Source organism: Nonomuraea sp. NPDC000554 (genome assembly GCF_040300065.1).
GTDB lineage: Bacteria > Actinomycetota > Actinomycetes > Streptosporangiales > Streptosporangiaceae > Nonomuraea.
In genome coordinates this window covers 503,202-515,496 of the sequence record NZ_JBEPDC010000002.1, presented here as the reverse complement: position 1 = coordinate 515,496, position 12,295 = coordinate 503,202, and the positions used below count along the sequence as shown (strand labels likewise).

Genomic DNA, 12,295 nt, shown 5'->3' with positions numbered 1-12,295 from the left:
AGCTTCTTCGGCCCCTGCGGTTTGCGGTCCTTACGGATCTCGAAGTCCATCGCATCCCCCGAGCTGGGGTGTTGCGACGATCCCTAGAACTTAAGGACTTAAGGCGGGGGCTTTCTGCGTTTTCGTGCTGGCTTCGGCGTGCGCGTGGCAGTGTCGGCTCGTAGGGCGGCGTGCCCCCGCCTGACTTCAGGCGGGGGCTTCTGCGTCTTCGCGCCGACATCCGCGCCCGCGCAGCTGCCTCGCGCTGCCTGCCCCTCGCGGACAGGTGCGGTCGGTGTGCGGCTTTGCTGTGAGGTGCGCCTGGCAGGGAGGTCGCGGTCTGCGCGGTGCCCGGAGGGGTGACAATCTGGTGACTTTGCGGCAGGGGCGCGCTCCGGCGCAGCTGCGTGTCTGCCTGGTCGGGCGGTTCGGCGAGGTCTTCGGGGACGCGAGGCTCCGGGACATCCCTGGGTTTTCCCCTAGATCTTCGGGGAAGACGCCACGACGGAGACGCCGACACGTAGGGTCAAAACATGCTGAAGCGTAGGTATTCTCTCGCCACCGCCGCGGCCGGTGCCGCCCTCGTCGCGGTCGCGGTCGCCGGTTGTGGAACGAACGCGCAGCCCATCCAGGTCAAGCTGGCAGCCTCCGAGGTGCTCGCGCAGGCCGCGCAGAAGACTCAGGACGTCACCAGCTACACGGTGGACGCCGTCGCGAACGTGACGCACCCCCAGGAAGGCAACGGCAAGGTGCAGGGGCGGATGCTGTACCAGCGGCAGCCGCTCGCCGTCGATCTCACGCTCGACACCGTCGACATGGGCGGGCGGGGCCTGCCGGGCGGGGTGCGGGCCGTGCTCCAGGGTGACACCGTCTACGTCAAGGTAGAGGCGCTCAAGGAGATGCTCGGCGCGACCAAGCCGTGGATCAAGGTGCCGCTGACCGACGTTGGCGCCCCCGGGGAGGTCAAGCAGTCCCTGGACCAGATCCAGCAGTTCGACCTCGCCAACGTCACCAAGCTGGTCACCGCGTCCCAGGACGTGAAGGCCGCGGGCAACGAGACCGTCGACGGAACCGACACGACCCACTACAGCGGGACGTTCCCCGTTGACGCCGCCGTCCAGCTGCTCCCCGCGAACGAGCAGGAGCAGGCCAAGTCCAACCTCGCCGAGCTCAAGGACGTCAAGTTCGACATCTGGGTCGGCAGCGACGGTCTGCCCCGCAAGCTGGCGTTGAACGGCGCCAAGGAGGGCGCCACGCTGGACGCGACCATGCTGTTCAAGGGCTTCAACGAGCCCGTCAACATCCAGACCCCGCCCGCCGACCAGGTCGGAGACCTGCCCGACCGCACCACCAACTGAGAACGATTTGGAAACTCGGCGGCCAGCACGTACTCTGGTCGTTGCCGAAGACCGCCGGTCGTCGTCAGGTGCCTCAAAGCCTGGCGACCGAAGGATCCGCTTCATGCGGACGGCCCGCGCAGGTGTGATGCGAGTTTCCCACATGGTGTGAATCATGTGCGTGAGCCCCGTGCGCCCTGCGCCCGGGGCTGTTCTCATGTCTGGGCCTTCGCTGGCGGCACATCTGGAAGGAGGCCCATGGCGAGGGCGGATAAGGCGACAGCGGTTGCCGAGCTCAAGAGCGAGTTCGAGGGCAGCGCCGCCGCCGTTCTGACCGAGTACCGCGGTCTCACCGTCGCACAGCTCAAGCAGCTGCGCGTCTCTCTCGGTGAGAATGCGAAGTTCGCCGTGGCGAAGAACACCCTTACCAAGATCGCGGCCACCGAGGCCGGTCTCGCGGGTCTTGACGACCTGCTCGCCGGTCCGACCGCGATCGCCTTTGTCAGCGGCGACGTTGTCGAGGCGGCCAAGGGTCTGCGTGACTTCGCCAAGGCCAATCCCCTTCTGGTGATCAAGGGTGGCGTCCTCGACGGCAAGACGCTGGACGCGTCCGAGATCACCAAGCTCGCCGACCTCGAGTCCCGCGAGGTGCTCCTCGCGAAGCTTGCTGGCGCGCTCAAGGCGAAGCAGAGCGCTGCTGCCGCGATGTTCGCCGCGCTGCCCACCAACATGGCTCAGCTGGCCGAAGCCCTTCGCGCGAAGCGCGAAGAGGCGGGCGAGTAGCACGGGGATTGCCGCAACACCCGCGGTCCCGATCCTAGTTTTCGCAAGATCCATACGGAGGAAACCATCATGGCGAAGCTCAGCACCGACGAGCTGCTCGACGCGTTCAAGGAGATGACCCTCCTCGAGCTTTCCGAGTTCGTGAAGCAGTTCGAGGAAGTCTTCGACGTCAAGGCCGCCGCCCCCGTCGCGGTTGCCGCTGCCCCCGCCGCTGGCGGTGACGGTGGCGCTGCCGCCGAGGCCGTGGAGCAGGACGAGTTCGACGTCATCCTCGAGGCTGCCGGCGACAAGAAGATCCAGGTCATCAAGGAGATCCGCGCCCTGACGTCCCTGGGCCTCAAGGAGGCCAAGGACCTGGTCGACGGCGCTCCGAAGCCGGTCTTCGACGGCAAGGTCAACAAGGAGCAGGCGGAGAAGGCCAAGGCTGCCCTCGAGGGCGCCGGCGCCACCGTCACCGTGAAGTAACTTCTGCTTCACGCGACTCTTCTTCGAAAGAGGCGGCCACACCCTGGTGCCGGGTGGGCCGCCTTTTTTCGTGTCCGCATTCAGGTCCGCGCCGATTCCGCCCCCACGCCGACATCTTCAGGTCGACATCTTCAGGTCGAAGATGCGCAAGGCGTCGTTCGGTGCGGCGCGCGTTCGTTCAGGGTCCTGTCTCTTCTCGCGCTCAGGCGTGCGATCACCCGTCGGGGTGATGTCAGGTGCGTGGTCTCTTTCGTGTTGGGCTGCCGTCAGGTGCGTCCTCTCCTTTGTGTTGGGCTGCCGTCGGGGGCGCGGTCTCGTTTGTGTCGGGCGCCGTGAGGTTTTGCGCCACGGGTGCGTGGCGCCCTTTGCGTCTGGGGGCCGTCCGGCGCTGGCGTGGGTGGTTCGGCGCGCCGCCGTGCCGGTGAGGCCCACGGTCTTGTACGGCTTCGCATGGGTTGCCCGCACCGCCGTACCGGGCCGGCGTCCGTCGAGCGCTGGTCGTGAAGGCTCACGGGGTGCTCGCCGATACAACGCGTTCTTGGACGGGCTCACGCGATTCTCATGCGCGTCTCATCGCCCGGTGAGGACGCCCGCTTAGCGTGCGGATGTGCTGAACATCGTCGCGCGTCCGAAGGCTCGTCAGGCGGGGCTGGGCCTGTTGCTGCTCGCCACCGCCGTGCTGTACGTCTGGGGGCTCGGAGCCTCCGGGTGGGCGAACGGGTTCTACTCCGCCGCTGTGCAGGCCGGTAGCCAGAGCTGGAAGGCGTTCTTCTTCGGGGCGTCCGACGCGGCTGGGGCGATCACCGTCGACAAGACGCCTGCTTCGCTGTGGCCGATGGCGTTGAGCGTGCGGCTGTTCGGGCTGAACTCGTGGAGCATTCTGGTGCCGCAGGCGCTCATGGGCGTGGGTGCGGTGGCCGTGGTGTACGCGACCGTGCGGCGGCTGTTTCCCGCTTGGGCGGGGTTGCTCGCGGGCGCGGTCATGGCGCTCACGCCGGTGGCCGTGTTGATGTTCCGGTTCAACAACCCCGACGCGTTGCTGGTGTTGCTGCTGACCGTGGCCGGATACTGCGTCGTCCGGGCGCAGGAGCGGGGGGCCACCCGGTGGCTGGTGCTGGCGGGAGTGGCGGTGGGGTTCGCGTTCCTGGCCAAGATGCTGCAGGCGTTCCTGGTGTTGCCCGGGTTCGCGCTGGTGTATCTGGTGACCGGTCCGGTGGCGGTCTGGCGGCGGGTGCGGCAGTTGCTGCTGGCCGGGCTGGCCATGGTGGTGTCCGCCGGGTGGTGGGTGGCGGTCGTGGCGCTCGTGCCCGCCGCTGACCGGCCGTACATCGGCGGGTCGCAGGGGAACAGCGTCCTGGAGCTCGCGCTGGGCTACAACGGGATCGGGCGGCTCAACGGGGCGGACTACGGCGGGCTGGGGAACCTGAACCAGCAGGCCGGGTGGCTGCGGTTGTTCGACACCGAGGCCAGCGGGCAGATCTCGTGGCTGTTGCCGGCGGCCTTGGTGCTGCTGGCCGTCGCCACCTGGGTGACCCGGCGGGCGCCTCGGGCGGATCCGGTCCGGGCCGCCTTCTGGACGTGGGGGAGCTGGCTGGTCGCCACCGGGCTCGTCTTCAGCCTGATGCAGGGGATCTTCCACGCGTACTACACCGTCGCGTTGGCTCCGGCGATCGCCGTGCTGGTGGGGATGGGGATTGCCCTGCTGTGGGAGCGGCGGGCCTTCGCCGCGTCGGCCGTGGTCACCGCGGTGACGGCGGTGTGGGCGTACGTGCTGCTGTCGCGCAGCGCCGAGTGGAACTCGTGGCTCGGCCTCGTCGTGGGCGTCGTGGGGCTGGCCGCCGCCGGCGTGCTGGCCTTCGGGCGGTTGCTCGCCGTGCCGAGGTGGCGCGGGTGGGTGCTGGGGGGAGTGGTGGCGGCGCTGCTGGCGGGACTGGCGGGGCCCGCGGCGTACGCGCTCGACACCGCCTCCTCGCCGCACACCGGGGCGATCCCGGCAGCGGGCCCCTCGACGGGCGGATTCGGTGGGCGGCCCGGCGGCGCGTTCCAGAGAGGCGCGTTCAGGCAGCCGCCCGGCGGCTTCCGGCAGCCTGGCGGCGGCGTGCGGGGTCCGGGCGCTGACGGTGGCTTCCGGGGGACGGGCGGGCGGCCTGGCGGCATGGGCGGGCTCCTGGAAGCCGGGACGCCCGGGGCGGAGCTGACCGCGTTGCTGGAGGGCGGCGCGTCCGGCTACACGTGGGTGGCGGCGACCGTCGGGTCCAACAACGCGGCCGGGTATCAGCTCGCCACCGGCTCGCCCGTGATGGCGGTGGGCGGCTTCAACGGCACCGACCCCGCGCCGACGCTGGAGCGGTTCCAGCGGTACGTGGCCGAGAAGAAGATCCACTACTTCATCGGGGCCGGCATGGGCGGCGGCCGCAACACCGGCCGCGGCACCGGAGGCTTGGGAGGCACGGGAGGCACCGGCGGCAGTGGCGGGAGCGACGAGGCGGTCAGGATCGCGTCCTGGGTGGGGAGCACGTTCACCGCCACCACCGTCGCCGGCGTCACCGTGTACGACCTGACCCGCTGACCTGGAAGCTGCTCAGGCTGCGCGGACTTTCATGATCGCGCTCGTGTCCATGTAGTCCCTCGTGTGGACGATCAGCCCGTCCCGGATGCGCAGGATCAGCAGGCCAGGCACGGGGAGGACCTGCCCGCCGACCGTGACGACCGTCTCGTGCTCCGCGACCACCACCTCCGGGTCGGTGGTCTGGTGCATCACCACGGCGCGGATCTCGCTGACCTCCGCGACCATCGCGCCCCACATGGCGGTGTAGCCCGCGCGGACCTCTTCGCGCCCCTTGAACGGCGGCAGGCCCCCGAAGGGGAACTCGTGCAGGCCGTTCTCGGCGTACAGGTCGGCCAGTTCGTCGGGCGACTTGTGCCGCATCGCGGCGCGGTACCTGGTGACGATCTCGGCGTGGGACATGCGAAACCCCAATTCCTCAACGGGTGTTGACTCAACGAGCGTAGAGCGAAATGAGGGCGTCGGTCAACGGATGTAGAGTCGGCGCTGTGAGTGAGCTCCCGCGGGCGGAACGCCGCCGCAGAACCGAGCGGCGCATCCTCGACGCGGCTCGCGAGCTGTTCGCCGAGCGCGGCTTCGAGCGCACCACGATCAGGGCCGTCGCGCAGTCGGCCGGGGTCGATCCCGCGCTGGTGATGCAGTACTTCGGCAGCAAGCAGGAACTCTTCAGCGCGGCCGTGCGGGTGACGCCCGCGCCGGTGGCCGGGCTGGGCCCCGAGGAACTGGTCGAGCAGGTGCTGGCCTCGCTCGGGATGAAGCTCGGGGAGATGCCTCAGGCGTCCCTCGCGATGATGCGGTCCATGCTGACCCATCCGGAGGCCGCCGCGTCGGCGCGGGCCGTCCTGAGCGGGCAGATCGCGCAGATCGGCGAGTCGATGTCGGGCGAGGACGCCCGGCTGCGTGCCGCCCTGATGACAACGATCATGCTCGGCGTCACGGTCGGCCACCAGCTGCTCGAACTGGACGAGCTCCGCGACGTGCCGCCGGAGAAGATCGCCCGGTTGCTGCGTCCCTGCCTGCGCGCGCTCGCCGGGCCGGACGTCCCATAACCGCGCAGTAACAAGTTATTGGAATGCGTTCCAATTTCTTCGATCACCGCTACCGTGATGGCAGCACGTTGTCTCCTGAGTGCACTCCGCGACGAGGGAAGGTGACCGGTGGGCGTCGAGGTCGTGGTCGACGGGCTGACCAAGTCGTTCGGCCGGCAGGTCATCTGGGAGGACGTCTCGCTCACCCTGCCCGCGGGCGAGATCTCGGTGCTGCTCGGCCCCTCGGGCACCGGCAAGTCGGTGTTCCTGAAGACGCTGGTCGGCCTGCTCAGGCCCGATCGCGGGCACATCTGGATCGACGGCCACGACCTCGCCAACTGCAGCGAGAACAAGCTCTACGAGCTGCGCCGCCTGTTCGGCGTGCTGTTCCAGGACGGCGCCCTGTTCGGCTCGCTGAGCCTGTACGACAACGTCGCCTTCCCGCTGCGCGAGCACACCAGGAAGAGCGAGTCCCGGATCCGCGAGATCGTCATGGAGAAGATGGAGCTGGTCGGTCTGACCGGCGACGAGGCCAAGCTGCCGGGTGAGATCTCCGGCGGCATGCGCAAGCGGGCCGGTCTCGCCAGGGCGCTGGTGCTCGACCCGGAGATCATCCTGTTCGACGAGCCAGACTCCGGGCTCGACCCGGTCAGGACCGCCCTCCTCAACCAGCTCATCGTCGACATCAACGCCGAGACCGAGGCGACGTTCCTGATCGTCACGCACGACATCAACACCGCCCGTACGGTCCCCGACGACATCGGCATGCTGTTCAGGCGGGAACTGGTCATGTTCGGCCCCCGCGAGATGCTGCTGTCGAGCGACGAGCCCGTGGTTCGGCAGTTCCTGAACGCCAGGAGGCACGGGCCGATCGGGATGTCCGAGGAGAAGGACGTCTCCGAGCTGGAGGCCGAGGCCCAGCTCGGCCACGACTCCGGCGTGCTGCCGCCGATCCCGCCGCAACTCATGCCGACCGGCAACCGGATCCGCCGCACCCAGCAGGCGCCCGGCACCTGGCTGGCGGCCAACGGGGTCATCCCGCCGCAGGGCTCGTTCGTGGACGAGCGCGGGCGCAACTGGCTGGAGGAGTACCCCCGCCTGGTCAACGCCCATCTCAACGGCGTCAGCTAGACCACGGGCCCGCCGAGCTGCCATCTCCCGTCATTCCGGGCATGCCAGCAGGGCTCGCGGGTTATGATCCGGCGGGCGGAAGGGGGAGCACACGTGGCGGAGCTTGCTCGACCCTCTCGCATCCCGGTCACCGTGCTCGCCGTCCTCGCCGCGGTGCTCGCGGTGGGGGTGGTCTGGGCGTACCTGAAGGACCGCGACGCGCAGGCCAGGGCGGACGACCGCGAGGCGGCCCTGCGCGCGGCGGGGAACCACGCGGTGAGCCTGCTGTCGCTCAACTACAAGACCATCGACGCCGACATGCGGCGCATCCTCGCCACCTCCACCGGCGGGGCGAGATCGGCGTACGAGGCCAACGCGGGCCGGCTCAAGGAGACCACGGTCGCCAACAAGGTGATCCAGCACGGCGTGCTCCGCGCGTCCGGGATGGTCTCCCAGGCGGAGACGGCCGCGCAGGTGCTGGTGGTGGCCGACGTGGACATCCGCTGGGACGGCTCCAAGACCCCGGCGCAGGAGCGCTTCTACCGGTGGGCCATGGACGTGACCAAGGTCGGCGGCGTCTGGCTGGTGTCGAAGGCGGTGCAGGTCGAGTGAGGTGGGTGGGGATCACGCTGCTCGGCGTCGTCGTGGCGGCCCTGGCCGGGGTGGGCCTGTTCCTCGGGCTGGACCTGCGGGCCATGAGCCAGGCACAGGACGCGGGAGCCGAGGCCATGGCCTCGGCCCGGGCCGTCGCGCCCGACCTGCTCTCCTACGACTACCGCACGATCGAGCGGGACCTGGCCAGGGCGGGCGGGCACACCACGGGCCAGCTCACTCAGCACTACAAGGACCTGTCGGCCACGCTCGTCCCGAAGGTCAAGGCGCAGAAGATGGTGCAGACGACCACCGTGGTCGCCGCCGCGGTCGAGCAGGCGGACGTCGACCGGGTAGAGGTTCTGCTCTTCGTGAACACGGGTACGGTCAAGGAGATCGCCGGGAAGGCCGAGCCTCAGCAACTCGTGAGCAAGAACCGGGCCAGGTTCGTCATGATCCGGCAAGATTCTCGCTGGCTGGTGGCCGATCTCTCGACGCTCTTGGGCGCGGCGTGACCCCTCGGCGCGCCGCTTACTTCAATTGTTACCAAAAAACAGGTTTAGCGAAGCCTTCGTCATGGGTATCTCAGTCACAGCTACACCGGTTGTCGGCATGGGTTCGACCCTCGGTGTGACGGAGCGTTAACCGTCCCCGTTCGCGGGTATCGTCTTGGGCCTGACGGTAGGCGTCCGATCACACAGGGGAGAAAACCCAGCGTCCGGGCCCAGAGTCGGCGAAAAGTCGGGCTTGCGGGCTTGACGTATTCGCTCGAACGGGCGATGCTGCGACCAACGTGGAGCATGCAGCGAGAGCGAAGTTGCCAGGCGTGTGCCGTTCGGCTACACTGCCCCTTTGCGCTGCCCTTTGACGACCCGCTCCGCTGCTCACGTTGCGAGGTTGTCTGGCGTGCGTGTAGTCAGTCCGCCGCGAGCCCTCGGAAGGACATCTGTTGGCAGCCTCGCGCAACGCCTCCGCCGTACCCGCCGGTCCCCGTCGCGTCTCATTTTCGCGCATCCAGGAGCCCCTCGAAGTTCCTGACCTTCTCGCCCTGCAGACCGAGTCGTTCGACTGGCTGCTCGGGAACGAGAAGTGGAAGGCCCGGGTAGAGGCGGCTCGTCAGGCCGGGCGCAAGGACGTCCCGACCCAGTCGGGCCTCGAAGAGATCTTCGAAGAGATCAGTCCGATCGAGGACTTCTCGGGGACCATGTCCTTGTCGTTCCGCGACCACCGGTTCGAGCCGCCCAAGTACTCAGTCGATGAGTGCAAAGACAAGGACATGACCTTCTCCGCCCCGATGTTCGTGACGGCGGAGTTCATCAATAACACCACCGGTGAGATCAAGAGCCAGACGGTGTTCATGGGCGACTTCCCGCTCATGACGCCGAAGGGCACCTTCATCATCAACGGCACCGAGCGTGTCGTGGTCTCCCAGCTCGTCCGGTCGCCCGGCGTCTACTTCGAACGCAACGTCGACAAGACGTCCGACAAGGACCTGTACGGGTGCAAGGTCATCCCCTCCAGGGGTGCCTGGCTCGAGTTCGAGATCGACAAGCGCGACAGCGTCGGTGTGCGCATCGACCGCAAGCGCAAGCAGGCCGTCACCGTGCTTCTCAAGGCACTGGGGTGGACCAACGAGCAGATCCTCGAGCGCTTCGGCCAGTACGAGTCGATGCGGGCCACCCTGGAGAAGGACCACACGGCCGGCCAGGACGACGCCCTGCTCGACATCTACCGCAAGCTGCGGCCGGGTGAGCCGCCGACCAAGGAGTCGGCGCAGACCCTGCTGGAGAACCTCTACTTCAACCCCAAGCGGTACGACCTCGCCAAGGTGGGTCGTTACAAGATCAACAAGAAGCTCGGGGTCGACTCGGAGATCACGCAGGGCACGCTGACCGAAGAGGACATCGTCGCGACCATCGAGTACATCGTCCGGCTGCACGCCGGCGAGGAGTCGATGCCCGCTGCCCAGGGCGCGCCGACCGACACGGTGATCGTCGAGGTCGACGACATCGACCACTTCGGCAACCGCCGCCTGCGCAGCGTCGGCGAGCTGATCCAGAACCAGGTCCGCCTGGGCCTGGCCCGCATGGAGCGCGTCGTGCGCGAGCGGATGACCACGCAGGACGTCGAGGCGATCACGCCGCAGACCCTGATCAACATCCGCCCGGTCGTGGCGTCGATCAAGGAGTTCTTCGGCACCTCGCAGCTGTCGCAGTTCATGGACCAGACCAACCCGCTGGCCGGCCTGACGCACAAGCGGCGTCTGTCCGCGCTGGGCCCCGGTGGTCTGTCGCGTGAGCGGGCCGGCTTCGAGGTCCGCGACGTGCACCCGTCCCACTACGGCCGGATGTGCCCGATCGAGACCCCTGAAGGGCCGAACATCGGCCTGATCGGCTCGCTGGCCTCCTACGGCCGCATCAACGCATTCGGCTTCGTCGAGACGCCGTACCGCAAGGTCGTCGACGGCAAGGTGACCGACCAGATCGACTACCTGACCGCCGACGAGGAGGACCGCTTCGTCAAGGCGCAGGCCAACACGGCGCTCAACGCCGACGGGTCGTTCGCCGAGGCCCGCGTCCTGGTCCGCACCAAGGGCGGCGAGACCGAACTGGCCCGTGCCGAGGAGGTCGACTACATCGACGTGTCGCCGCGCCAGATGGTGTCGGTGGCCACCGCGATGATCCCCTTCCTCGAGCACGACGACGCCAACCGCGCGCTCATGGGCTCCAACATGCAGCGCCAGTCGGTGCCGCTGCTCAAGAGCGAGGCGCCGCTGGTCGGCACCGGCATGGAATACCGTGCCGCCACCGACGCCGGCGACGTCATCAGCGCCGAGAAGGCCGGCGTGGTCGAGGAGGTCTCCGCCGACTACGTCACCGTCATGAACGACGACGGCACCCGCACCACCTACCGTGTCGCCAAGTTCAAGCGTTCCAACCAGGGCACCTCGTTCAACCAGAAGCCCATCGTCGCCGAGGGCGACCGGGTCGAGGTGAACCAGGTGATCGCCGACGGGCCGTGCACCGACAACGGCGAGATGGCGCTGGGCAAGAACCTGCTCGTGGCGTTCATGCCATGGGAGGGCCACAACTACGAAGACGCGATCATCCTGTCCCAGCGTCTGGTGCAGGACGACGTCCTCTCCTCGATCCACATCGAGGAGCACGAGGTCGACGCCCGCGACACCAAGCTGGGTCCCGAGGAGATCACCCGCGACATCCCGAACGTCTCCGAGGAGGTCCTGGCCGACCTCGACGAGCGCGGCATCATCCGGATCGGCGCCGAGGTCGTCCCCGGCGACATCCTCGTCGGCAAGGTCACGCCCAAGGGCGAGACCGAGCTGACCCCCGAGGAGCGGCTGCTGCGCGCGATCTTCGGTGAGAAGGCCCGCGAAGTGCGTGACACCTCGCTGAAGGTGCCACACGGTGAGCAGGGCAAGGTCATCGGTGTCCGCGTGTTCTCCCGTGAGGAGGGCGACGAGCTGCCGCCGGGTGTCAACGAGCTGGTCCGCGTCTACGTGGCCCAGAAGCGTAAGATCACCGACGGCGACAAGCTCGCCGGCCGGCACGGTAACAAGGGCGTCATCTCGAAGATCCTGCCGGTCGAGGACATGCCGTTCCTGGAGGACGGCACCCCGGTCGACATCATCCTCAACCCCCTCGGTGTGCCCGGTCGAATGAACGTCGGCCAGGTGCTGGAGACCCACCTCGGCTGGATCGCGGCCAGAGGCTGGGACATCTCCGGCGTCCAGGAGGCCTGGGCCGAGCGGCTGCGCGACAAGGGCTTCGACAAGGTCGAGCCGCGCACCAACATGGCGACCCCGGTCTTCGACGGCGCCCACGAGGAGGAGATCGTCGGGCTGCTCGACAACACCGTCGCCAACCGCGACGGCGACCGGATGGTCCAGCAGAGCGGCAAGGCCCAGCTCTTCGACGGCCGTTCCGGTGAGCCGTTCCCGTACCCGATCTCGGTCGGCTACATCTACATCCTCAAGCTGCTCCACCTGGTCGACGACAAGATCCACGCCCGGTCGACCGGCCCGTACTCCATGATCACCCAGCAGCCGCTCGGCGGTAAGGCCCAGTTCGGTGGCCAGCGCTTCGGTGAGATGGAGGTGTGGGCGCTGGAGGCGTACGGCGCCGCCTACGCGCTCCAGGAGCTGCTGACCATCAAGTCCGACGACGTCCTCGGCCGCGTGAAGGTGTACGAGGCCATCGTCAAGGGCGAGAACATTCCCGAGCCGGGCATCCCAGAGTCCTTCAAGGTCCTCATCAAGGAGATGCAGTCGCTCTGCCTCAACGTCGAGGTGCTCTCCAGCGACGGCATGTCCATCGAGATGCGCGACACCGACGAGGACGTCTTCCGCGCCGCGGAAGAGCTCGGAATCGACCTGTCCCGGCGTGAGCCGAGCAGCGTGGAAGAAGTCTGAGGGGGAG

10 protein-coding genes are annotated in these 12,295 nt (G+C 68.2%); 9 read left to right on the top strand and 1 reads right to left on the bottom strand.

The annotated features are described in order from the left end of the window. Positions 1-512 precede the first annotated feature (512 nt). The 4 genes from ABT294_RS06380 to ABT294_RS06365 all read left to right on the top strand — a co-directional run bounded on the left by ABT294_RS06380 (position 513) and on the right by ABT294_RS06365 (position 5,133). The gene (locus ABT294_RS06380) at positions 513-1,337 is read left to right on the top strand and encodes an SCO4651 family lipoprotein (protein WP_350803953.1); all 825 of its coding nucleotides are present in this window, start codon (positions 513-515) and stop codon (positions 1,335-1,337) included. Positions 1,338-1,574: 237 nt separating this feature from the next. Beyond that, on the top strand, positions 1,575-2,099 hold the full coding sequence (gene rplJ, locus ABT294_RS06375; RefSeq protein ID WP_350803952.1) for a 50S ribosomal protein L10: 525 nt from the start codon (positions 1,575-1,577) through the stop codon (positions 2,097-2,099). 69 nt (positions 2,100-2,168) lie between these two features. Then, positions 2,169-2,564, top strand: a complete 396-nt coding sequence (rplL, locus tag ABT294_RS06370) for a 50S ribosomal protein L7/L12 (RefSeq protein WP_350803950.1) — start codon at positions 2,169-2,171, stop codon at positions 2,562-2,564. A gap of 607 nt (positions 2,565-3,171) precedes the next feature. Continuing rightward, the gene (locus tag ABT294_RS06365) at positions 3,172-5,133 is read left to right on the top strand and encodes a glycosyltransferase family 39 protein (RefSeq protein WP_350803949.1); all 1,962 of its coding nucleotides are present in this window, start codon (positions 3,172-3,174) and stop codon (positions 5,131-5,133) included. Positions 5,134-5,145: 12 nt separating this feature from the next. On the opposite strand, the gene ABT294_RS06360 is transcribed toward ABT294_RS06365, so the two are convergent. After that, entirely contained in the window at positions 5,146-5,532 is a 387-nt protein-coding gene (locus ABT294_RS06360) for a nuclear transport factor 2 family protein (protein WP_350803947.1), read from the bottom strand. A gap of 86 nt (positions 5,533-5,618) precedes the next feature. On the opposite strand from ABT294_RS06360, the gene ABT294_RS06355 reads away from it, so the two are divergent. From ABT294_RS06355 to rpoB, 5 genes are all read left to right on the top strand, one after another. After that, complete coding sequence (locus ABT294_RS06355) at positions 5,619-6,179, top strand: TetR/AcrR family transcriptional regulator (RefSeq protein WP_350803945.1); 561 nt, start codon at positions 5,619-5,621, stop codon at positions 6,177-6,179. Between the two features lie 108 nt (positions 6,180-6,287). Next, positions 6,288-7,289 carry an ABC transporter ATP-binding protein gene (locus ABT294_RS06350; protein WP_350803944.1) on the top strand — a complete coding sequence of 334 codons (1,002 nt, stop codon included), beginning with the start codon at positions 6,288-6,290 and terminating at the stop codon, positions 7,287-7,289. A 93-nt stretch (positions 7,290-7,382) separates the two neighbouring features. Next, positions 7,383-7,880: an Rv1363c family protein gene (locus ABT294_RS06345; RefSeq protein WP_350803943.1), complete on the top strand. Its 498-nt coding sequence runs from the start codon at positions 7,383-7,385 to the stop codon at positions 7,878-7,880. Between the two features lie 5 nt (positions 7,881-7,885). After that, positions 7,886-8,374 (top strand): Rv1363c family protein, encoded by a 489-nt coding sequence (locus ABT294_RS06340; RefSeq protein WP_350803942.1) that lies wholly within the window; start codon positions 7,886-7,888, stop codon positions 8,372-8,374. A gap of 434 nt (positions 8,375-8,808) precedes the next feature. Then, on the top strand, positions 8,809-12,288 hold the full coding sequence (gene rpoB / locus ABT294_RS06335; RefSeq protein WP_350803940.1) for a DNA-directed RNA polymerase subunit beta: 3,480 nt from the start codon (positions 8,809-8,811) through the stop codon (positions 12,286-12,288). Positions 12,289-12,295: the final 7 nt, after the last annotated feature.